Here is a 24465-nt window from a genome sequence, read left to right on the forward strand (position 1 = left end):
AAAAAAATGGTCAACCTATTTCAGTATAATACAAAACCATCGTGAAACAAGTTGACTTCATAGCCGAATTAAAATTTTTGACATCAGAACAAGGTGGCAGAAAAACACCTACACGTTCGAATTACAGACCACATATTGAATTCGACAATTATCCTGAATATTTGACTTCTGGAAATCAAACTTATATCGGAAAAGAAATTGTTAAACCTGGAGAAAAGATAAAGGCTGAAATAGCAATTTTAGGAACTGAATACTTTTCAAAACGACTATATGAAAACTTGGAATTTAAGTTTTGTGAGGGAAGTCGAACAATTGGCTATGGGAAAATCATTGAAATTATAAATCCTGATTTGAAATTGGAATCGGACTCTGACCAAAAAACACTGAATCTGAATTTATATCCTGCTGACATCAAAAAAAAGCTTGAATCTGATTACGGAAAGAACTCTGGAGAGGCAAAAAGGAAAATTCAAAAGTTGATTAAATCCAATAAAGAATTTAGAAGTCACAGAATTGTCCGAGCATTAATATTTGCTGGAAAAAAGGAGATAAATCATCTGGAAAAAATGATTGAACTGACTCGAACTGACTGGAGAGATTTACTGATGAACGCAGAATACGAATATCCCGAAAAAAGAGTCCGAGATTTTAATAGAGAATTTGGAAATGAAAAAATCTAAAAGCCAGCAGGTAACACCGTGTATAATTCATTGCTAGTACTCGCCTACTTACGAAAATCCTAGCGGATTTTCTATTCGGTTTGTATTTGCTAAATTAGTTGCTTAAACACGCAACGAAATCATACACAAAACCGTTGTGTACAATTATGAGAAAAATTTTAGTAATCATTATTATTTTGAATTCCATTCATAATTATGGACAAACTCAAAGAATAGACTCAGTTCAAAAAATGTTTTTTACTAGAGCTAACGACAATTTGAGTAAGTCTAACATTGAGGTTGATTATCCTGAAATTGAAAGATCATATGTAGAAAGAGCATATATTAGTTTTTATTTCTGCCACAAGAAAAATCCAGAAAGTGAAATTGGACAGATATCTTTAAAAAAATCTGACTCATTAAAAAATATTATAATTAATAATCTCTTTAGTAACATGCAAGGAGTTTGGAAATGGAAAAGCACTGGTACGAATTGGGGAATAAGTTCAACCGACAAAACAAGTAGTTTTGACAAAATATTAATTATTTCAGATAAAAAAATTGAATTCTATGAAGAAAATAAAGAATCAAAAAAAAGAACATTAATTAAAACTGAGAATATTAAACTTCTTGGAAATATTGATTACAGATTTCCTACAACCAGTGAATTAATTTATTCTGATAATCAAGTCTGGAATATTGGATTCGATAAATCTAAAAACCTTATACATATAACAAATACAGGAGAATTACTTGAAAATGGAACAATGAACGAAATTGTATGTGGGAATGCCGAGATGATTTATGAGAGAGTAAAATAACTGTACACAACACCTCATAAAATTTAGTAATCCATATATCCCTTTATTTTAAAGGGATTAACAAACACAAAACACAAAGGGTACAACATAAGTACAACAAATAAGGCACTTATAAAAAGTGTCGATTTAAGATGATTATCTATACTACAAAACACATCTAAAACAGTAAAACAATTCATCAAAATACCTTTAAATCAGTCCTTTTACTGGAGTGTACTCTAATTTTTTTTTTAATTTCAGTCGAATTTTTATCGTTTTTCCCAATTTTCCCCCCCTCCAAAATGGGATTATATTAAATTTTAAATTTATTAAATGGTTTTAGCGAAATATGCGAATGCTTTTTTGACTTTATTAGTATAAATATGGTGTGATCATTAAATGGTTTTGTTGGTTTATTATAATAAAAAAGCCCTAACATTGGGTAATGCTAAGGCTTTTTTAAAATGAAACTAACTTATTTAAACTTGAATACTATGCAGGAATTAATGTGTATTTCATAATTTCTAACATATCTCTCAATTTAGCACCAGGTCTAAAATTCATATGTGCTTTTTTTACACTATTTGCACTTACATCTTCTGCTAATGTTTCGCCACTAGATTTGACACCTACTTGAAAATTCCCTAAGCCACCTAATTGAATAACCTTACCTTGTTTCAATTCATCAATGATATTGTGCTCTAAAGCTCGTAAAACAGCATAACAATCCGATTCACGAACTGTACATTGATTTGACACTAAATAAGCAAGTCTTTCAAAGTCAATTAAACCTGTTGAAATTGCTTTTGCATAGAATTTTTTTGGCGCAGCTATGTCCTGCGGATTACTACGTTCGAGGGGTTTAATATTCACCATATTTTAAAAAAATTTACCTGCTTCTTCGTTGAAGCATTACTGTGTAATTAGACAGAATCTAATTGTATAAAAAATATCTTTATTCATAATTATTGGAGGGATTTGTATTCTCAATTTCATTACATTAAAATGTATTTTCTTTAATTTTATGAAGCACTTAACACTCAACTAAAACCTCTTTATTATATAACGACAAAGATACGAAATTGTTCGCTCTTTTTGGGGTTTAGCTCCTTGTTTACAGCCTTTTACCCCCTTTTACTATTATCCCTAAAATAGCTTTGGATAAAAGCAACTTTTAAATTTTTTACAGCTTCCAAACTTTGTTTTAGGTTTTCTTCACGTTGTTGAATCTGGTTTAAAATTTGGATGTGTTTTTCTAGTGCATCCGCATTATTCTTTTGATTGAAATAAGCGTTTTTAAGCACCTTAAAACAATCATTTATAGTTATAAATGGGATAACACTTCCTTTTAAATAGTATTCGAAATAACGCCCAATTTTAAGCGATAAACACATATAAAAAAGTGTTTGGATCTGTTCTTCGGTTGCTGCTTTAATTACAAAGCAATTCGGGCAAGGTTTGCGCATCGGTTTACCACTATTCAAGCCTTTATTCAGTATAAAAAAGTGCGGTTTGTTGTAGGTTCTTCCGGGTTGATGCGTCTTGATTTCAAAATTTGACATAGTAAGGCATTTAAAATTTATGCTTCACTGCGTTCCGCATACATAAATTTTGAAAACAAAAAATTTAAAAAGAAAAAAGAGAAAAAAAGAAAGCAAAGGGAATTGGGAGCGTGGCAAAGGCTGTCAAGTTTTTTGGAAAAAATACTACCTGAATAGGATGCTTCAATAATTAAATACTTATTATGAGGTGGAGATTTTTTTCAAAACCTGAAAGGCTTGAACTTTATAGCCTTGTGCGGCTGCTGAAGGTAGCTCCCTATTTTTGCTGTCTTTTTTTATTTTTTTTAGTGTTGTATTATTCTTTGAAATGGATCCGGGGAAATATGTCTTAAAAAAATAGGTTTAAACGTAATTTAAAGCGGTTGGTGGTGCGTTTGTTTGGGTAGTAAATGATTTAGTTGTTTGATAAAACAGCAAATTATTTGCTGCTTAAACAGGATTTATAAGGATAGCGTATTTGATTTTTGAGATAACAAAAATAGAATGTGCTATACCCTACTCTAATTTTTCATAAACCTATTTTTTTATAACCTATAAATGGGTGGTGGGGAGCGTGGATTGGATGTTGCTTAATACCTAAATGTTGCAGTTTAGTTGAATTTGAGCGTCGGAAAAAGCGGCTATTTAGCATAATTGTGTTATAACTACAGCTTTGGAGATGCGTGGATGGTGCGGCAGTATTATAACACCAATTATGTTACTTAGCTTTGGGTAGTTTTTATGGCTGAATAGTTGTTTTGAGGATTGGCAATAGCTTATTGCTTTTTTTCAAAGCAATGTGCTATTATTGGTTGGCTACAACTATTATGACGTAAAAACTACTAGGCAGTGGATAGCGGAACAAACTAAAAGACAGAGGGTTTTTGCTTTTTCTGCAAAATACTGGGTTTTAGTTTGTGGGGAGTTGAATTACTATATTTAATGTCAAATTTGGGCTAATTCTTCAAAATCCAATTTAATAAATTCCCAAATTTTACCTTTATAGCAATTTGGTTCAAAATCAATATCAGCAACAGAAAAATCAATAATTTTTTCTAATAGTTCAGCTTTAGAACTACCATATGGATTTCTTTTTTGATAAAATGCTATCATTTCATCCAACGTAAATTTGTCTAATAACTCGTGTACATCCCAAAAATCTTTTTTCCTACCGCCTTGTGCAATTACTTCAAATTTCATTGCTGCTATTTCTTCAATACTTGAAAACCTAACATTGTCTTCTGTTACACAAGGAAAAACAAAGGGATCTGTATAAAATAAATCTAATTTAACTAGCTCATTTTTATTATTACCAATAAAATAAGGTTTACCCATACCTACTAAACCTACAGAAGATGTATCTACATAGGTAAATGTTTGCTCTAAAATACTTTCGAGTTTTTGAAAATCGACACTACCATATTCAGCATCAGTAAATAAATCTATATCGACTGATTCTCTATGACCTAATTGCAAACTTAATGAAGTACCACCTACAATTCTAAATTTATCAAATTCTTTAATACTCATTAAAAGCTTAAGAGTATCCCATAATAAATTTGAAACTGTATTTAAATATAATGCCACTTAATTTATATTAAATTATGCGCTCTAGCATTATGCTCAAAAGTAGGTAAGTAACTTTTTTTGATTGTTTTTATTTCTCTAGAAATAGTTTTCTTACCGTAAAATGAAATAATTTCATTTATTTCAGTTTCGTTACCTCTTTCTAAAATTCTTTTAATAACTGCTTTTTTGTTTTTATCCCAATCAATTTTATCAATGGTAGTATCCCAAAAAATTACTTTTCTAAAATTATTGATATTAGGTTGTTTAATTATTACCTGTTTAGCGGCTTCTTTAACATCATAACTAGCTTGTAACAACATAAAATAATCTTCAGCTATATTAAACCTTTTAGCTAGTTTAATTGAAATACTCGGATTTATACCTCTTCTTTGATTAAGAATTGCACTAATCGTTTGCTTATGCTCATTTATAGCATCAGCAAGTTCACTGCTTCTTATATCTTGACGAGATAATTCTCTTTTCAATATAATACCAGGGTGTAAACCTTTTATTTTATTTAATTGCGGTAACATAATCTTTAAATATATTGCAAAATTAGTGTTTTTTTATTAGTAAACAAAATTGTTTACTTTTTTACTTCAAAAAGTATTCCAAAAGTAAATAACTATTGCACAGTAAATTACAAATAATATTTTAGGTGAAATATTAAAGGTTATATAATCAATTCTCTAATTATGATAAAATTACCAAATTCTATACGATTAAAATTATAGTATTTTATTTTACCTAAAAAGATAGTTTCTTGTTCTATTTTGTAACTTAATTGCCAATCATAATGAATGGGATGTATAATTGGATTTAGTAATTCTCTTGAATTTTCTTTGAAGGTTAAATTCCAATACCATTTAGGATTTATTAATTTAGTCCTATATGGTTCGCAATCCCATAATGCAATTACTTCTTTACTTTGATTTAAGTTAGATAATTGTAACGTTGGCACAAGTGGTTTAAACATTTTTATTTCATTTGAATAAAAATGACTAGGGAAATTTTCAAATCCTAAACTTTTCCATATAGGCTCTGAGCTTTCTGGAGCACAAAACAATTCACAAACCAATGCACCATCCGACTTAAACTTTTCTAACGATTGATTTATAAAATTTCTACCGTAGCTTTTATTAATGTAATCTGATTTTAAATTGGCAATATCAATTTTAACTATAAAGTTGGAAAATTCATATACTAAAAAGCCAATTGCCTTATTGGTATCTGTTAAAACAATTAAATTTTTATTTTCAAAGGCTTTTAAAATACTATCCCAATTACTGTAAAAACCAAAACCATTTATAGAGTATTCTTTTAGCAACCAACTTTTAATTTGTGTTAAATGTTTTTTTATAGGATTGAAGTTTGTTACTAGTTGCATTCTATTTAATTAAATGACTTTTAGAAGATAGTTCTATTTTCAAACTGTAACTACCATTCTTCAGAGGATTTTTTCATTATATATTTATTTAAATCATCTGCTAAATTTTCTACATTATTTTTTATTTGTGAGGTATATTGTTTTTCAAAAACAACACCTTTAGCCATATTTTCATCAATTAATTTAGGATTACTTAATATTTTAGTATATATTTTTTTAACTCTTTTATCTGAAACTAAACCATTTGTTGGGTTATCTACCATTAAGAGATTTAAATAATTAATATAACTCTCTTTATTTAAACAAGATACGTATTGACTGTAAGGTGTTTCAAAGCTTGTACCTTGTACAGATGCGTGTACAACAAATGAATGAAAGTCCAATTTATATTTATTTTCTTTAAATGCAACCTCAACTATATTATAAACTTTATGTTTGAACTTATAACCCATACTTATAATATCAACATTAAAAAAACCTTTACATATAACTTTATCCTCTGTATTTAATTTTATTACTTCATTGGAGTCTTTAAATGTTATTGCAATCCATTCCAGTGATTTTTGATGGAGTTGTTCTTTAGATAATTGAACATCATAAACTTTTGAGAAGCTTCCTTCTGCTTTAAGTGTATCTATTTTAAATTGAGCAACTAAAAATGTTGGTAAAAGCATTAGAATTAATAGCAATTTTTTCATAGGATTATTTTTTATTAAATATAATTATAAAATGTTATTAAAAACTTTTTTAAATTACAAATACTGTATTTTGTTTTATTTTTTTTGAAATTGAGAATCAAGTACCTGCCAGATATTAGTACTATAAAATGATTTACCCATTGGTTTTTTAGATGTTGAATTAGGGTTTAACATACGTCTATAGTGTAATTTTGAATCACCTTTAATTGATTGCATTAACGTATTAAAAGGTTTTCCCATTTTAAAATTTACATATCTCAATCTTGCTTTTGTAGTAATGTCTTTATACTCTAAAGGAAAATTATTTCTTATGTTTTCTTCGGACATTGTAATTGGAATACCGTTTTTATCAAATTTCATTGAAAATCCATCAAAGGAATTTGACTTTTTAAAATTAACATCAATAGATATTGCAATATCATAGTTTTCATCAATACTGCTTGAAGCTACTTGATTTTTTACAAATGACATATAGTTACTCACTTCTTCTGTAAGAATTGCATTTGCATCAATTTTTGAATCTATATAAGCCAATGGCATTAAATAAAAGTTATAATTAGATAAATCAATTTCAATATGATTTCTTTTAATAAAATTCATATAATTTTTTATACAAGCAAAACCTAATTCCTGCATTTCTTTAGAAATCTCTTTTTCATTGTAAAAATGAATTGAATTATCTCTTAGCTCAATTAAAGAAAAAATACTTTTTTTAAGAATTTCATTAATTGGATACTTATCTTTTTCTAACCTAATAATAGTTTCGTTAATTGTAATTGTTTTAGGGTTACCTGCTCTATTTAATGTTGGTGTTTTTACTTTTGAATCTTGACCGTTTTGCTTTTTTTTATATGTTAATTTATAAAGTGAACGTAATTTATATTTGTTTTGTTTTAATAAAATAGCTTTGAATAACAACTCCCAAGAATTGACAGCTAATATTGCAAATGTTTCCTCTCTATAACTAAAATTAGGTTTGTTATATATTTCTATAGCACTAAGCATAGAATTAATAGATTTATCTAATAAACTACGATAGGTCTTGTTAATTTTCATACACTAACTATTTTCCACAATTTTAATTTCCTCTTCTGTTAACCCATACAACTCATAAACTAGTTGGTCTATTTCTTGTTCTAAGGCTGTAGTTTCTGCTTTTGGATTAGATGCTTTAATCTTTAAAATATTTATTGTCAAATCACTAATTTTTTGTTGTGTTGATTTTTCTGAATTTATGATAGGTAATAAATCAATATTATGTATAGCTACAGCAGTAGTAAATTCAGCTCCAAGATTAAACGTATTATCGTAGTAAAAATCCATTAAATTAGAATTCAACAAAGCTAATATGTATTCTGTTTGATAATTTTCATCATTTACAATAGTACCATTAATAGTTTGCATATAGTAAAAATGAGAATAGTCTAATGTCCCCTTTATTTTACCCGAAACGTGTTGAGTCAGTATCTTTTTATCTACCTCAAAATTTTCTCTTTTCCTACTCCTTGTTAAAAATTTAGTCCCCTCAACATATTCAATATACTCTTTAGCATTTGTAGGTGTATAATACTTATCTATACTTTTACCCCTTAATATCGGTCTATGAATATCACTTTTTTTCTCACTTGAAATGAATTTTTTCTCATCCCCTGCAATTATACCTTGTAGTGTTTCAGATATACCTCCCAATTTAATTGATTGATTTTCAATCTTTTTTAATAAAGAAATTTTTTCCTCAGTCAAGTATATATTAAAACGTTTCCCTATGCTTTCATCAAAAACAATTTGCTTTAAATATTTTGGCTGTACATTCTTGTCAATATATTTAATTAAATTAAATATTTTTATCACATTATTTGAACATTTATTTTTATCTAAAATCAAAATAACAACCTCACTTGTAACATCCTCAAAGACTCCAAGTTTAAAACTTAATAATTCTTTAATTGAAGTGTTTTTTAATATGAAATCTCTAACAAACATATATTCATTTGAGCGAATCAAGTTTCTTGGCACTATAAAACTTGATTTCGCAAATTCATTAGATATATTGTAGAATCTTTCAATAAATAATGAAAATAGATTTACACGACTTGAAGCTGTTTTGAAGTTTACTTTTAAATATTCAACATCTTGCTTAGAAATTTCTCTCATATCAAGATAAGGCGGATTTCCAATAACCGCATCAAAACCAATATATTTACCTTCATCATTTAAAACCTCAGGAAATTCAAAACGCCATTCAAACGCATTGTAGTAAATGGCATTGTTTATAATTTCTTCTTTTATAGCAAATTCTTTTTCAGCTTTTTCTCTCAATTCTTTTAATACACGTTTATCAGCTGCTGTAATTTTTTCACCAAACAATGTTAAATTATTTTGACGTTCTTGTTCAAGAATCAATTTTGATTGTGCTTTATTGTAGCTATCTAATATTGTATTTGTTAAGGTGCTTTGAAAATTGTTTTTTACTTCGTCAATTATTTCTAAAACTTCACGCTTACGCTCTTTACTATTGGTATCTTTATATTCAGCAACTGCATTTTTATAATCGGTAAATGTGTATTTAAGCTTAGGATTCTTTTTGTTTTTAAAAGCATCTTTTAAGTCATCATCTAAACTAAAACGGCTTATTAAAGAGTTACCACATTTAATATTAATATCAATATTTGGTAGCGTTTGCAGTCTGTTTTCATTTGTGTAATAGGCGTTTTTAAGCAACTCTATCCATAAACGTAACCTACATATTTTCACTGAATTAGGGTTTATATCAACCCCAAATAAACAGTTTTCAATAAGCGTTTGTTTTTGGTGAAATAAGGTATGTTGTACTCGAACACTTTCCTTATTATTAGGATTATATTCAAATAAAGCACCATTATCATCAACGATATAAAGTTCATCGTTAACAATTTCTATGTCGCAATTAAGACGTATTCCTTTAGCATCTGTTAAAATTCTTAACTCATTTTTAATTACAATTAATTCGTTTAATGCGCTTACTAAAAAGTGACCAGAACCCACTGCTGGATCACAAATTCGTAAGCTATTTATTATATTGTTAAAACGTTTTTTATCGTCTGTTTTAAAATAATCTCTACAATATGATTGTAAATCTTCAAAGGTTTCTATTTTGTCGTTTTCTTGTTCTTTAAACTTTTGTATTACTGCTCTGCGTAAGGTTTCTTTACACATATACATAGTAATGTATGCAGGTGTATAAAACGAACCTTCTTTATAACCGTTAATTTTTTCAAATATTAACCCTAATACTGATGCGTTAATTAATGATTTAGCTTCAAGACTATCTTCAATACCTTCATTTCCATCGGTAGCAAAATCGTAGGCGTCTAAAAATTTAAATAAATAATCTAATGTTGGAAGTTTGCCTTTTAAGGGTTTTCCATTTGTGTCTTTTAAAACTGTACCACTATAAATTTGGCTTTCATCGTTACTTAATGCAGATATTTCAAAAGCTTCGGCTTCTAATAAACTTAGTTCAAATAAGGAACTATTTAGGTATGGTATGTTATTATACTTGTCTTTGTATTTTGGATGCCTTTCGGCTTCTTTTTTAGCTAATGCAGAAAAGAATAAGTCGTTTAAATCATCATAACCGTTTATAAAAGTTGAGTTTAAAAACTTATACTTTGCATCGTTTTTATGATAGGTAAGTAATTGAGATTCTAATAATTTTAAAAATAAGATTCTATTAACCCAAGTTAAGCATAACTCTAAACCAACGTTAAAGGCTTTTTCAGAAGAATTTTCAACACTTTTAATGTTTGGCAAATAATCTCTATCCTCTAAATGAAAAATGGCATTTTCTAATATTGAAGCATAATCTCTATCTTTTTCAGATTTACGACTAATTATTTTTTTGCCTTTATCTTTTATTTCTTCTAAACCAATAATGTGTAATAGCTCGTTATAAAATGTTTTGTTTAGTTGATTGCTGTCATTACCAAATGGGTGACCTAATAAATGAACATCAGAAAATATTTTGTAAAGCGTGTTTAAGTGTGCGTCGGTTAAATTATCAAACTTTGTTTTGGAGAAATCTAGATGTACAAATGGTAATTGGTCATTAACTTGTTCTATGTATTTTTTAGCAATTTCATTATAAAACAATTCATTTTTAGTAGTGTCTTTTAAACCATCTCTAAACGCTTCGTATTCTTTTATTAATTGCTTGTTTTTGAAGAAAATATTGTAAAAATCTTCAGCTTTAAATAAATACCACTCATAACCATTGGTAGCAATTAGGTGTTTAATATTGTTGTTTTTATTGTCTACTCGTTCCTGTAAATAATACAGTAATAATTCTTGTAATGCTTTACGATTAAGATTTGTTTCAGTTAAAAACTCACTTTTATTACTCGGTTTTTTAGCTTCAATAATAACCCCAACATCCGATTTAACTGTGCTTTCAATATATATTGCTAAATCAATTCTACCTTTTGTATTTATATAATTAGCCTTATAAAATGTAGAATTAAAAAATTCGGTAAAATGAGATTTAATATGTTCTTCGCTTTCTCCATTGTCATCAGTTACCTTAACTGCATTTATGCAGTTTTGTAGTTGACTAACAAAATGAGTTACCTCTTTACGTAATGGTTTATGTTTTCTGAAAGCTGGATTTAGGGCTTTTCTAGCATTTATTTTTTTCATATAAATAAGACTATAAACTTTAGCAATTTTTAAACATTAAAAGTAGGTTTTTATTTGAGATTTAACAAGTATGCAAAAATTAGTTATCTAATTTTTATTGATTATAAATACAATGAGTGTAATGCTATATAGCAAAATTATAATATATTTGTAGTCTAGGTTATTTTCATAGGTAACCTATCTTTTTCATAGCAATTTACCCACCTCTATTTTTTGCAATTTTTGAGGTGGGTTTTTTAATGTTAATTATTAAAAAGACCTATAATGTATATCTAACATTATTTGGATGTCTTCAATTTTATAATATATTTTATTTTCAATTTGAGAATAGGGAATTATACCTTTATTTCTCCAGTTTTTTGCTGTGCTACTGCTTATTTGCATTAGCTGAATAAAGTCTGCATTGTCTATTATTTCTGAATTAAATACATTCTTTTGAATTTTATTTAATCTTTTAATTGTTTCATCTAATTTAATTTCTATTTCTCTTAATTGAACTCTACTTACCTCTATCATTTTACTATTTTTTTATTATTAATTTTTACCCCTGTTTTACACTATATTACAAGTTGTAAAACTTTAGTTATTTATACTGTACTGAATTTGCTGATTTATCTTATCTAGAATGATATTTTGATATTTGTTGTCACATTTATCTTTTATCAGTTTATTAATTGTTGTTCTATCTTTTTTAAAGGATTCGAAATGTTGATTGTTTACACTTTGCTTAATATTTGGATTCCCCATATAAGCAATTAGTTTTTTCTCTTTAAATGTGCATTCTGAATAATCTATTTTAGCGGTTTTTTCAATCATATTGTATCTATCTACCAACATATTACAAAGTTTTATGTATTTGCCTTCATTGACTAAATCTGCCACTGTATTAATGTTTATTTTATTAGTTTTACTATTAAAAAACTTTGTTTTACCTTCAATTTCATACCTAAAATATGGTTTATTAAGATTAATACGGTCTTTACTTTTCACTTGATAAGTTTTATCATAACCCTTTATATAATAATCTGTTAAATGAAATTTTGCTCCATAAATTTTATTTTTATCTTGCATTTGCATTGGAGGTTTTCCTAAATAATAATTCCATTCATTATATATTTTTTTTGCATTTTCTTCAAATGATAGACCAATTGCGATTCTTGTTACAAGTGCATCATATACATTGAAAGGTAAAATCTGATTTAATATTTCAAAGGCTTCAACCACCTGACTATATGTAAATGGTTGATAATTATTATTCATATAAAACTTTTGTAATGAGTTTTTAATATAGATTTTATTGCCCTTCAATAGCAATTTTAAATTCCCAATAAATGTGCAATAATTAATATAACCCTGCTTATTTATAGCAGGCTGCCAAGTTAAATTCAGCCAATTTATTGGTTTGTTTTTTTGTTCTAGAAAATCCATAGGTATATTTTTTAATTGATGATAAAAATGCAACGTGTCATAACCCATTTATCTACGTTTTGAATTAAATGCTTTGTTGTAATTTGCATCTAGAAACTTTTTAATATCACTATTGCGATAGTATATTTTTTTACCTTGTTGAGAAAATGAAATAATTCCTTCATCTCTCCAAGTTTGTGCGGTTCTTCTGCTAATTTTCATTAACTCTAAAAAACCTTCGTTTTCAATAAATTCATCAGAAATACTTTTGGGTTTTTCTAATATTTTTGATTTGATTTCTTTAATTGAATTGATTAGCTCATTGTACTCTTCTTGTTTTAAAATAACTGCATTCATTTGCTCTTTTTTTAAATTAATATTCATTTTGAGTTAACAAAACTATATGGAAAACCTACCTAAAAGCTCTACATTTCAAGGGGTTAGAGTGTAGTGTAGAGTGTAGAGTGTATAAAAAAAGCCAAGCTGATAAGCCTGGCATTTTTTAGATGATTGAAAAATTTATTTAAAAAAAATAAGGTGTAGAGTGCAATTACAAGTTTTTCAGTGCATTTTCGATTAAATTAAGACGTGCAGGTAGTTTTGCACCTCTCAAATTTGCGATAGTAATTTCCCTTTCATCATCCATTAGAAAACAATTTATAGTAACTTTCCAATGTTTTAGTTTTAGGTCTTGAATGCTATTTTTATCCATTATTAAATTCTTGATGAAAAATGAGAGCTCACTAATGTTACCTTTCCAAATAATTTTGTTGTTAATTTCACCTCCTGCAAAAATCTTTTTGAAATCCGTTAGTTTGGTGTTTTTATCAATAAAATTATTCTTTATTAGGGAATCTCTTAAATTGGTAATTGCATCTGGGTTTTTGGCAAAAGATAAATATTTGAAGGATTGATACCTATTTGTATTTTCAATAAGATTTGGTTTTTGAATATTAGGCAATAATTGTAGCGTACTTATGCCGCTTGTGCTTGCTATAAATTCGGCTTCTATTGACAAAAATTCTTTGAATAAATTAGGGTATATATCTTCTCTTTCAGTAGAATTTTGAATATATTTTAAAGACTGAATTTTAAACTTTAATTCCTTTTGTTTTAGTTCTTTTAATTTACTTTGAATGTATAATACTTTATTTGTTGGTTCAGCATCGTTTAACACTTTCTCTAGGCGAGAAATACACTTTTCATATATTTTTACAAATTTGTTTCTGTGATTAAAAAAATGTACGTCCAGCGGAAGAGAATAACTACTTATATTTTTTTGAAAATCATATATTGTATTTTGAATATCATTAAACGTGTCTTTTTCTAATATCATTTTATTTATTAATGACATTATGGCAATATGAGAAGCTTTAACTTCATTTGAACACATATTTTTAGTATCAAAATAGACAGTATATGCACCATAAATTTCCCAACAAACATTTTCAATTTTATAAACTTCTTTTATTTTATTACGTTGTTTTTTTAATTCATTATTAAATACAGAATTTATTTTAAATTTAGAAAGTAAAGCTGATTTATCATCTTCAGCCAACAAATAGAAATAGTCTTTAGATTTTACATTGTTAAAATTGCAAATTTGAATTTGGAATTTATTTACTAAATACTCTCTAATTGTATTTTTATCAAGATTTGGTTTCGTGATATATTCATAAAGTTTATCAACCTCTAAATCAACCTCTTTCTGGGCTTCTTCCAAAGTTTCCTTTAATATAATTTCATAATTTGGGTATTTGTATAGCTCTTGGATTTCAGCACCATTAATAATGTCTTTAAACCAATTTGATAAACCTATAAGTGTATAGTAAATTGTAAATTCATCACTAATTAAGCTCTGACTCTTGTTTGAAAGACTATGTAATATCAAGCTTATAGAATTAGGAGATACTCTTTTAAACTCTATTCTATCACTATGTAAAACATCATAATTTTTTAGAAGTAAATCAATATTATAGCTATCAATATCAAAGCCATTAAATACAAATAGTTTATATAAAACACTATAAAGTTGCTCTTTTGTTTTAATAGATTCTACAAGCTCTTCTTCTATAATATTATATTGTTGATTTATAAACTCTAAAGGGTTTTTAATAGTTTTACAATACTCTTGATATTTTTTAACTATTAATAAAACTTCGTATGAAGTTATTCTAATTAAATTAGTTAATTGCCAATCCAATATTTTAGTATAATCATCTCTTTCAATATTATAATAATTATCAAATGTTTTAAAATACACACATTCTTCTCCTTTTATGAATTGGCTATATGAGAACTTAGGTATTTTTTTTAAAAACTTGTCAATTTTATCATTTAATAAACTACTATACTTACCTAAATATACAGATTGCACAAATTCATTTGGTTGATTATTTTTTAATAAATAATAACGACTAGAAAATTGTTCTAGCAAAATATCTTTTGAATTACAATACATTATATAATAAGGATGTAAATCATTTTCTATTAGCTTTTTTACTCTTTCATTTTCTTTGTCATAAAGTACAAGTTTTTCATAGTTTACAAGGTTTTTAGATTCCTCAACAATTAATTCATAATCTTTTTCAGCGGTTTGAATAGCTTCAATATATAAAGCTTCAACATACTCTTTAAAAGTACCTTCAATTGATTTATTTAGCATTTTTTTAATTTATATACATATCTACTGCGTTGTCTAATTCACTACTAATAATTTTCGCATATACTTGTGTTATTCCAATATCGCTATGATCCATTAATTTAGATACGTGTTCAATTCTCATTCCTTTATTTAAAGCTCTTGTCGCAAATGTGTGTCTGCTTACGTGAAATGACAATGTAAACGGTAACTTTATTTTTTTACCTATAAGTGGCAAATGACAGTAACTTAAATTTGTTGCTCGTTTAACGATTGTATCCCTGTGTTCAGCACTTTTAAAATACAACTCGTCAATATCTGCAAAAGGAAAAATTACATCATCTGGTTTGGAATCTTCATTTTTATACTTTTTTAAAATTTCTGCTGCAACAACACCAATTTTAAAACTATGCTGTCTTTTAGATTTACGAATAACTTTAGTAATTCTATTATCATCTTCCTCGTAATGTTTCCATTGCAATTCAATAACATCACTAAAACGCAAACCACCAGCATATACGGAAAAAATAAACATATCTTGAATTATTTGTGCTTTGCCTGTGTCAGACGCTTTATAATCAATAAAACTTTTTAACTGTTCTTCAGTAAGAAATCTTTTTGTGCTCGATGCTTTTTTAATCCTCACCTTATCAAAAGGGAATAAAGAATTAGGAATAACATCTTCTTTTTGAGCATCTCTAAAAATGATACTTAGAATATTTAATGTATGGTTTATTGTTGTATTATTATTGTTTAGCGTATTACTGCAATAACTAGCAAAATTTTTAAGTAAAGTTACTGAAATATCTTCAAAACTCAAATCTCGAGTTTTAACGAATTTCTCTAACTTCTCAACAACACCTTTATAATTGTTATAGGTCGAATGTGAAATAGAACCTTTGCGCTTTTCACACATATCATAGGCGTAATCAAAAAAGTTTATTGAAGGTTTTCCTTTAATAGCTTCTTTTAATCTTTTAGCGGAAGTAGGTGTATTTTTTCTTTCTAAGTCAGCAACCTCACCTTCTGCATCTGCAATTTTTTGAGAAATGAATGCGTTTAATCGTGCAGAATTTTTATGGTTTTTCTTAACTTTTTGCTTACCTTCATCCCATTCATTTGGGTCTAGTTTTAAACCAATAGAAATAAATTTAGTTTTGCGGTCTTTGATAACTCTAAGATATAATGGAGCTAATCCAGCTTTATCGATTTTATTTTGTCTTAATGTGATTTTAACAGAAGCCATAATATGTTGTTTTTCAGTGTGTGCAGCTTAGTGCATCCAAGTACTAAGGTACAACATTTGGTACAACAAATAGCATATTTAACTACTTTATTTTACATTATTTTACATTTTTAAAAATAACAAAGTCAATGTTTACAAGGGTTTAGATGCAAATGAAAGAAATTAAAGGAAGTTACAATACAACACCTCATATAATTTATGCTTAAATTTGAACTAGTACAAACGACAAACATTCAACAAACGATTTGCTACAACCGAAAAATCTCCGATTTTCCAGTCGCACAAATCATATAAAAACACGTTACCACACATTTGACAAATGACTGTAATAGAATTATTTGACCAATTAAAAAAAACTGACTTTTCTTTTACTAAAGCTAGTTTTCCAGAAGAAAGACCTTGGTATGAAAAGCAAAAGGAATCTATGGACAAACTAATTGCGTGCGGATTAGCGGAAAAAATAGGACAAAATAAATACTCATTAACGACTGAAGGACGTAAAGCGAGTGTTGTCGGACTTGAAAAATGGGCTAAATCTATTACTGACATAAGTAAACGTCAATTTGTTTATGATTGTTTAGGATATTTTAATTCGTGGTATAATCTACCTAGATTGAAAATTATTGTGGAAAAAATAATTAAATCCAAAATATCTAATCTAGCTTGGAAATTTATAATATTTATAAGTGGTTCAATCATTGTTGCTTTTATAAAAGTTATGTTCGATATAATATTTAAAAATCAATAAAAACGTGTGGTAACACCGTATATAATTTATTGCTAGTTTTCACCTACTTACGAAAATCCGCGAGGATTTTCTATTCGGTTTATATTTGTTAACTTAGTTGCTAAACCACGCAACAAACCATATACAAACACGTTGTAGCTAATTTAAACAACAAGAGTATGAGAGAGAAATGGAATTAAATAAAGAATTAATTATAGATATTGATGAATTACTAACCAAGATATTCAAAGATAATAACGTACCTATACATAGTTACGGAACTAGCCAAAAAGATAAGTTAAGAGAAAAATCAAAGGAACTATGTAAGGCTTTGAATTTAATAAGAGCAAAGTCTAATTCTCAATATGAACTTGACGAAAAGGGGATATTAGCTATACAAGATGGTGGAATTGAAAACTATCTTAACAATATGCGACTTGATAGGGATTTAGAAAGAACCGTAAAAGACTTAACAAAAGAAAACTTAGAGAAGCAATTTAAACACAACCTAATATTTGTGTGTCTAGGAGGGGTTATAGGACTTCTAACAGCAGCCATAACAACGGCGGTGCAACCAGATAGCGCAGAACAATATATAAACAAATTAAATGAAATGGTAGAGCGAGATAGGCTGATTTCCAAAGACTTTCAAACTGATATCCAACAAATGCGTTCAGAAATAACTTCTTTAGAAAAGCAAATAGATTCTTTAAAAAATGCATCGTACTGAATTAAAAATATTAAAATATTTACAACAATTAAAAATACTTGCTATGAATATCGTTAACGAAATTGAGGACCAATTTAACCCTATTATTATTGCTTTAAATATTAAAATAGACACTTTAATATCTACATTAAACAAAGAACAATTAGAAAAATATCAAAATGCGATTAAAGAAAAGAAAGAAGAAATTAAAAGCAAATTAAGCGAATCCCTAACAGGCGACCAGCTTGTTTCCATTTTGAATCAGTTGAAATAAATTTAACTTTAGTCTTATCTTTATTAGACCAAACAAATTTACCATCTTTAATACCTTTAATAGAATCTTGATTTAACATAATTAAACTAGCTACAACAATGTATAAAATTAATTGCTTGTTACGTTCCTATTTACGAAAACTGTTTCAGAATAGGTATGTAATTGTTAAAGTGCGTTCTTAACCAACGCAAATAATCTTATACTAACTCGTTGTAAGTAATGCGGAAATCGCGCTAAAATTGAACATTTGAACTAAAAAAGCCAACCGCACAAACAGCACATTTATTTTTTTGCCAATGCGAAAATCCAACGCTCAAAAAAAATAAAAGAGCTGTTTCTTGCCAACGCTCACTCACGAGAATACAATGAACTTTTTCACTACATTTCAGCGATTAATTCTTACATTGCGACTGAATAACCAAAAAGGTTACAAATGAACCGAATAAAAGAAGTTCTAAAAAACAAAGGAATATCACAAACTTGGCTTGCAGACCAAACCGATAAAAGTTATACAACGATTAACGAATATGCAAGAAACAAAAGACAACCAAGTTTGGAAGACTTATACAAAATAGCCGAAATACTAAATGTACAAGTCAGCGAATTATTAATTGAAAGAAACGACCGATAAATGAAACTATACGAAACGTTAGAAAAACAACTTAAAAAAGAAATCAACTTTGTTTCCGACAACGGAGAATTAAAGAAATGGGTTGTAATGAATAAAGCACAAAATTATGATACCGACTTAATTGCTTTGTTATTGGAAGATAAAGAACTAAAAGAAAAGTTCTTTATTGATATTAAAGGAACATTAGTTTTTAATCAAAATTTATTTGTACAGTTTCTGGAACAGAAAAACTATCTAAACGATAGCTACACCCAATACAAAAACAAAGTTGGATTAACCATTGATGGTAAATACCTAAAACAACGCAACGAAGTTGCGTTAGTTTGGCCATTTAAAGATTGTGTTTTAGAAGGTGGACAAAGTCGTGAAGAAGATAAACGAGAAGAAATATTCTTCAATGAAACATTAGCACAAGACGAAATTACCCAACTTTTAGAACCTAAAGTTTTGACTAATGCCAAAACCTACGACAAAAACGGAGAACACGAATTTAAAGGTTTTACGAGAGATGCTGAACTTAATAAAAAACGAGAATTACCAGAAGATACCATTACAGATAACCTAATAATTAAGGGGAATAATCTTTTAGCTTTACACTCTCTAAAAAAAGAATTTGCTGGAAAAGTTAAACTAATATATATCGACCCACCATATAATACTGGAAGTGATAGTTTTGGTTATAATGATAACTTCAATCATTCAACCTGGTTAACTTTTATGAAAAATAGATTAGAAGTTGCTAAACATTTGCTGTCTGAAGAAGGTTGTATTTATATTCATATTGACCATCACCAAGTTGGCTATATGAATGTATTAATGGATGACGTATTTGGGAAAAACAATAAAGTGCAATTAATTTCCATAAAAACGGCATCACCAGCAGGCTTTAAAACAGTTAATCCAGGACCAATAGATGTTACTGAATATATTTGGTTCTACACAAAGAATAAGGGAAGCTATAAATTTAAAAAAGGCTATGTTCCAGTTGGTTACAATAAAAACTATAATTTATATCTTGAAAAAGCAAGTAAACTTTCCGATTGGAAATTTTATCCGATTCGAGAAAAAGTAATTGAAAGTGCTGGATTTATAAACGAAAAAGAAGCCAAGGATAAAATGGGTAAAATGTGGAAAAAGGTCTATCCTGTTTTATTACAAGAATTTGCATATACAAATGCTGAAAATGTTGTTAGTATTCGAGACCCTCATAAACCAACGACTACTGTTAGCAATTTGATGAAAAAATCAAAAGACTCAAACGAAATAATTGAATACATCAAAGAAAATGGAAAACCAATGTATTTATACAAAGGTGGAGCATTAGCATTTTATTCAAAGAAAATGAGAAAAATTGATGGTAAACCTGAAATTACGGAGTTACTAACAGATTTTTGGAATCATATATCTTGGGCAGGTATTGCTCGAGAAGGCGGTGTAAAATTAAAAAATGGGAAAAAACCAGAAAAATTATTAAAACAAATAATCGAACTTACTACGAATGAAAATGATATTGTATTAGACTACCATTTAGGTTCTGGCACAACAACAGCAGTAGCTCATAAAATGAACAGGCAATATATTGGAATTGAGCAATTAAATTATGGTAAAAATGATAGCGTAATTAGATTGCAAAACGTAATTAAGTCTGATACTTCTGGTATTTCTAAAGCAATAAATTGGCAAGGAGGTGGTTCCTTCACATATTTAGAATTAAAAAAATACAATCAAACATTTATAGACCAAATTGAAGAAGTCAAAGATAGTAAAGGTTTATTAAAAATTTGGGAACAAATGAAAGCTAAATCATTCCTGGATTATAATGTAGATATTCAAAAACAAGATGAACATATTGAGGAATTTAAAAAATTGGAACTGGCTCAACAAAAACAGCATTTAATAGAACTGTTAGATAAAAACCAATTATATGTAAACCTCTCATCAATTAATGATAAAGATTTCGATTGTTCAACAGCCGAAAAGAAAGTTACAGCAGATTTTTACCAACTTAAAAAAGATTAATTATGGCATATTTATATGATACATTAATCAAAGAATTTGGTAAAAGAGAAGTTGCAAGAACAGAAGTACCAAATTACATTACGGATAATATCAAATACGATATAAGACCTTATCAAGAAGAATCTTTTAAGCGCTTTATGCTTTGTTACAACGAAGATTTTGATGCAAAACCAAATAAGCCTTTTCACCTACTCTACAATATGGCAACTGGTAGCGGAAAAACGTTAGTTATGGCTGGTTTAATGCTATATCTTTATGAAAAAGGCTATCGGAATTTTTTGTTTTTTGTGAATAGCAACAATATTATTACAAAAACAAAAGACAACTTTTTAAATCCTCAAGCATCAAAATACTTATTTAGTGAGAAAATAGTAATAGACAATAAGGAAATTTTAATAAAAGACGTTGACAATTTTGAGGAAGCTGATAATGAAAACATAAATATCAATTTTACAACCATACAACAATTACATATTGACTTAAATAACACAAAGGAAAATAGTGTTACTTATGAAGATTTTAAAGACAAAAAAATTGCTTTAATTGCTGACGAAGCTCATCATTTAAGTTCTGGCACAAAAAGCGGAAATTTATTTGGAAGTTGGGAAGGAACAGTTGAGGAAATATTAAAACAGAATTATGATAATATTTTGTTAGAATTTACTGCCACATTAGATTATGACACACAATCAATCGTAGAAAAGTATCAAGATAAAGTTATTCAAAAATATGATTTAGCACAATTTAGAATTGATAAATTTTCTAAAGAAATCAATTTAATAAGGTCGTTATATGATGAACAAGAACGCATTATCCAAGCCTTAATTTTAAATTTATATCGTCAGGAATTAGCAACTTCAAACAATATTAACTTAAAGCCTGTTATTCTTTTTAAGGCAAAAAGAACGATTAAGGAATCAGAAGAAAATAAAGAAAACTTCCACAAACTTATTGATGATTTTTCTGCTAAAATGGTAGAAAACATTAGAAAAACTTCGACCATTAGTATTGTTCAAAAAGCATTTGACTTTTTTGCGAAAATCAATTTGTCAAGTAATGACATCGCAAAACGAATCAAGTCAAACTTCAAAGAAGAAAATTGCATAAGTGCAAATAATGATAAAGAAGCTGAACTAAACCAAATAAAACTAAACACTCTGGAAGATGAAAACAACCCAATTAGAGCAGTTTTTGCAGTTCAAAAATTAAATGAAGGTTGGGACGTTTTAAACTTATTTGACATTGTAAGATTATACGAAGGTCAAAATACAGGTGGAACTAATACAACAATCGGAAAAACAACTCTTTCAGAAGCCCAATTAATTGGTAGAGGAGCAAGATATTTTCCGTTTAAATTAGAAGAAGGACAAGACCTTTACAAACGTAAATATGATGAAGATTTATCTAACGATTTAAAAGTTTTAGAAGAACTTTATTACCATACAAAAGAGGACAATCGTTACATTTCAGAATTGAAAAAAGCCTTGGTAGAATCTGGGATTTATGAAGATGAAGATAAATCAATACAACTTAATTTATTTCTAAAGCCAGAATTCAAGAAGACTGATTTCTATAAAACTGGAAAAGTTATTTTTAATAAGAAAATTGAGAAAAGCTACGATAATGTAAAATCGTTTTCGGATTTAGGCGTTTCAAAAAGGAATATAAGTTTTACGCTATCTTCTGGAATGGGTAAAAAAAGTAGTGTATTCTTTGAAATGGAAAACCCTAAATCTAATGACGAAGTAATTAAAGAACGAGACGTAAAAATTTCTGATATTTCAAAGCATATTATTCGCTACGCATTAACTCAAAATCCCTTTTATTATTTTGAAAATTTAGAAAGGTATTTCCCAAATACAAAATCCTTATCAAATTTTATTGACAGTAAAGAATATTTAGGAGGTTTAGAGATAACATTAAGAGGAACAAAAACAAGACTTGACGAAATTTCTAATTTCGACTATTTGTTAGCAGTTCAAAAGTTATTGCAAACCATCGAATCTGAAATAAAATCGAACTTAACAGAATATGAAGGCTCTGAATACATCAACAAAAATGTTCACGAAGTCTTTAAAGACAAGGAAATTAAAGTTTACAAAGACAGCGAAAGAGCTGATGGACAATTTGACGTAGTAAGCGAACCAGAATGGTATGTTTATAACGCCAATTACGGAACAAGTGAAGAAAAAGAATTTGTGAAAATGTTTGCAAGAAGATTTGAGCAATTGGAAAATAATTTTGAAAATATTTACTTAATCAGAAATGAAAGAGAAATTAAAATCATTGATAAATTAGGTAGAGCATTTGAACCAGATTTCGTGCTATTCTGCAAACAAAAAGCTGGAAAAGAATTGACTTATCAAGTTTTCATTGAACCGAAAGGAAATCATTTGAAAGCACACGATAAATGGAAAGAGGACTTTTTAAAAGAAATTAGAGAGGACAAAAAAACCATTGAAATCGATTCTGATAATTATTTAATAACTGGAGTTCCTTTTTACAATAACGAAAACGAAAATGAATTTAAGGAAACATTGGAAAACACTCTGAACAATGCCAACGCATAAGCCATACACATTTGCAATTCGCTACAGCCAACACACAAGCCGAAAATTGCAAAAGAGTATGTCTTGCCAACGCACACATTTGAACTAAATAACAAACATCGGAAAAACAAGCTGAATGAAAAAAGCACTACTTACAACACCGTATATAATTTATTGCTAGTTCTAGCCTACTTACGAAAATCCTCGCGGATTTTCTATTCGGTTTTTATTTGCTAAATTACGTGCTTAACCACGCAACAAACCATATACAAACACGTTGTAAGCAATACCAGAAAATGAGTAACACAAATAAACTTTACGTTTTAATTATTGGAATTTTAGTCTTGACTCAATCGTGTAGAAGTTTGAAAAACACAACTGTCGAATCTAAAAGCTCTGAAATAATTCTTTATCAAAACGGGAACGAAAAAATCATTCCGAATGGAACAAAATCCATTGCAATAAATAAAGATGAATTTTCATTAAGATTTTATAATAAAAAATACAATTCTGAAACTGAAAAATACTACGCTACCCAAATTGGAGCTTTTCTCGAATTAAACGATTTGGAAAAAATTAAAGTAGGAATGAAAACTCAAGATTTACCTTGTTTTGAACTTGGTTCTGGAATGGCACCTGACTCTAGTGGAAAATATGAAAGTTTGATTTTTAATAATAGTGGACATCATTACTTGAATTACGAAAATACTGATAGCAAAAGATTAAACTTATTAGGAACAGAAAAAGAATATCGGAAATTAGAATTTGAAATTAAACGTTTGTATTTCGATAATAAAGATATTCCAATGAAAGAAATTGAATTATCTGCTTTTTATCTAGCAATTTTGATTGACGAAAATTTAAACGGAATCATTGACAAAGATGAATTGACTAAATTGACTGTTGAAATAAAGTAAAGCTTACAACACCGTGT

The 24465-nt window shown here is 28.0% G+C and carries 22 protein-coding genes; 9 read left to right on the forward strand and 13 right to left on the reverse strand.

Annotated elements, in window-relative coordinates; genetic code table 11:
* Window positions 1-41 precede the first annotated feature (41 nt).
* Together ABY298_RS06870 and ABY298_RS06875 are read left to right on the forward strand one after the other, a co-directional pair.
* A complete protein-coding gene (locus tag ABY298_RS06870; protein WP_372745273.1) occupies window positions 42-680 on the forward strand; it encodes an elongation factor Tu in 639 nt (212 codons plus the stop codon).
* A gap of 146 nt (window positions 681-826) precedes the next feature.
* Complete coding sequence (locus ABY298_RS06875) at window positions 827-1480, forward strand: hypothetical protein (RefSeq protein WP_372745274.1); 654 nt, start codon at window positions 827-829, stop codon at window positions 1478-1480.
* Between the two features lie 471 nt (window positions 1481-1951).
* Here the strand turns inward: ABY298_RS06875 and ABY298_RS06880 are convergent, their stop codons facing one another.
* The 13 genes from ABY298_RS06880 to ABY298_RS06940 all read right to left on the reverse strand — a co-directional run bounded on the left by ABY298_RS06880 (window position 1952) and on the right by ABY298_RS06940 (window position 16622).
* Window positions 1952-2335 (reverse strand): HU family DNA-binding protein, encoded by a 384-nt coding sequence (locus ABY298_RS06880; RefSeq protein WP_372745275.1) that lies wholly within the window; start codon window positions 2333-2335, stop codon window positions 1952-1954.
* 248 nt (window positions 2336-2583) lie between these two features.
* Window positions 2584-3021, reverse strand: coding sequence for a hypothetical protein (locus tag ABY298_RS06885; protein WP_372745276.1), 438 nt, complete (start codon window positions 3019-3021; stop codon window positions 2584-2586).
* 924 nt (window positions 3022-3945) lie between these two features.
* Window positions 3946-4587 carry a nucleotidyl transferase AbiEii/AbiGii toxin family protein gene (locus ABY298_RS06890; protein ID WP_372745277.1) on the reverse strand — a complete coding sequence of 214 codons (642 nt, stop codon included), beginning with the start codon at window positions 4585-4587 and terminating at the stop codon, window positions 3946-3948.
* 5 nt (window positions 4588-4592) lie between these two features.
* Window positions 4593-5102: a HigA family addiction module antitoxin gene (locus ABY298_RS06895; protein ID WP_372745278.1), complete on the reverse strand. Its 510-nt coding sequence runs from the start codon at window positions 5100-5102 to the stop codon at window positions 4593-4595.
* Between the two features lie 140 nt (window positions 5103-5242).
* Window positions 5243-5956, reverse strand: a complete 714-nt coding sequence (locus tag ABY298_RS06900; protein ID WP_372745279.1) for a hypothetical protein — start codon at window positions 5954-5956, stop codon at window positions 5243-5245.
* A gap of 50 nt (window positions 5957-6006) precedes the next feature.
* Window positions 6007-6654, reverse strand: a complete 648-nt coding sequence (locus ABY298_RS06905; RefSeq protein WP_372745280.1) for a hypothetical protein — start codon at window positions 6652-6654, stop codon at window positions 6007-6009.
* A 75-nt stretch (window positions 6655-6729) separates the two neighbouring features.
* Window positions 6730-7710 (reverse strand): DUF3644 domain-containing protein, encoded by a 981-nt coding sequence (locus ABY298_RS06910; RefSeq protein ID WP_372745281.1) that lies wholly within the window; start codon window positions 7708-7710, stop codon window positions 6730-6732.
* Window positions 7711-7713: 3 nt separating this feature from the next.
* Window positions 7714-11328, reverse strand: a complete 3615-nt coding sequence (locus ABY298_RS06915) for an Eco57I restriction-modification methylase domain-containing protein (protein WP_372745282.1) — start codon at window positions 11326-11328, stop codon at window positions 7714-7716.
* Window positions 11329-11577: 249 nt separating this feature from the next.
* A complete protein-coding gene (locus ABY298_RS06920) occupies window positions 11578-11844 on the reverse strand; it encodes a DNA-binding protein (protein ID WP_372745283.1) in 267 nt (88 codons plus the stop codon).
* A gap of 63 nt (window positions 11845-11907) precedes the next feature.
* The gene (locus ABY298_RS06925) at window positions 11908-12588 is read right to left on the reverse strand and encodes a hypothetical protein (protein WP_372745284.1); all 681 of its coding nucleotides are present in this window, start codon (window positions 12586-12588) and stop codon (window positions 11908-11910) included.
* A 216-nt stretch (window positions 12589-12804) separates the two neighbouring features.
* The gene (locus ABY298_RS06930) at window positions 12805-13092 is read right to left on the reverse strand and encodes a helix-turn-helix domain-containing protein (RefSeq protein ID WP_372745285.1); all 288 of its coding nucleotides are present in this window, start codon (window positions 13090-13092) and stop codon (window positions 12805-12807) included.
* A gap of 193 nt (window positions 13093-13285) precedes the next feature.
* On the reverse strand, window positions 13286-15400 hold the full coding sequence (locus tag ABY298_RS06935) for a hypothetical protein (protein ID WP_372745286.1): 2115 nt from the start codon (window positions 15398-15400) through the stop codon (window positions 13286-13288).
* Window positions 15401-15404: 4 nt separating this feature from the next.
* Window positions 15405-16622 carry a tyrosine-type recombinase/integrase gene (locus ABY298_RS06940; RefSeq protein ID WP_372745287.1) on the reverse strand — a complete coding sequence of 406 codons (1218 nt, stop codon included), beginning with the start codon at window positions 16620-16622 and terminating at the stop codon, window positions 15405-15407.
* Window positions 16623-16941: 319 nt separating this feature from the next.
* On the opposite strand from ABY298_RS06940, the gene ABY298_RS06945 reads away from it, so the two are divergent.
* The 7 genes from ABY298_RS06945 (at window position 16942) to ABY298_RS06975 (ending at window position 24448) form a co-directional block, all read left to right on the forward strand.
* Window positions 16942-17370 (forward strand): hypothetical protein, encoded by a 429-nt coding sequence (locus ABY298_RS06945; RefSeq protein ID WP_372745288.1) that lies wholly within the window; start codon window positions 16942-16944, stop codon window positions 17368-17370.
* Between the two features lie 169 nt (window positions 17371-17539).
* Window positions 17540-18079: a hypothetical protein gene (locus tag ABY298_RS06950; RefSeq protein ID WP_372745289.1), complete on the forward strand. Its 540-nt coding sequence runs from the start codon at window positions 17540-17542 to the stop codon at window positions 18077-18079.
* Window positions 18066-18332, forward strand: coding sequence for a hypothetical protein (locus ABY298_RS06955; protein ID WP_372745290.1), 267 nt, complete (start codon window positions 18066-18068; stop codon window positions 18330-18332). The genes ABY298_RS06950 and ABY298_RS06955 overlap by 14 nt, the downstream gene beginning before the upstream one ends.
* A gap of 433 nt (window positions 18333-18765) precedes the next feature.
* Window positions 18766-18963 carry a helix-turn-helix domain-containing protein gene (locus ABY298_RS06960; protein ID WP_372745291.1) on the forward strand — a complete coding sequence of 66 codons (198 nt, stop codon included), beginning with the start codon at window positions 18766-18768 and terminating at the stop codon, window positions 18961-18963.
* The gene (locus ABY298_RS06965) at window positions 18964-20982 is read left to right on the forward strand and encodes a DNA methyltransferase (RefSeq protein ID WP_372745292.1); all 2019 of its coding nucleotides are present in this window, start codon (window positions 18964-18966) and stop codon (window positions 20980-20982) included.
* A gap of 2 nt (window positions 20983-20984) precedes the next feature.
* Complete coding sequence (locus ABY298_RS06970; protein ID WP_372745293.1) at window positions 20985-23552, forward strand: DEAD/DEAH box helicase family protein; 2568 nt, start codon at window positions 20985-20987, stop codon at window positions 23550-23552.
* 275 nt (window positions 23553-23827) lie between these two features.
* On the forward strand, window positions 23828-24448 hold the full coding sequence (locus tag ABY298_RS06975) for a hypothetical protein (protein ID WP_372745294.1): 621 nt from the start codon (window positions 23828-23830) through the stop codon (window positions 24446-24448).
* Window positions 24449-24465: the final 17 nt, after the last annotated feature.

Source organism: Lutibacter sp., assembly GCF_041596795.1.
GTDB lineage: Bacteria > Bacteroidota > Bacteroidia > Flavobacteriales > Flavobacteriaceae > Lutibacter.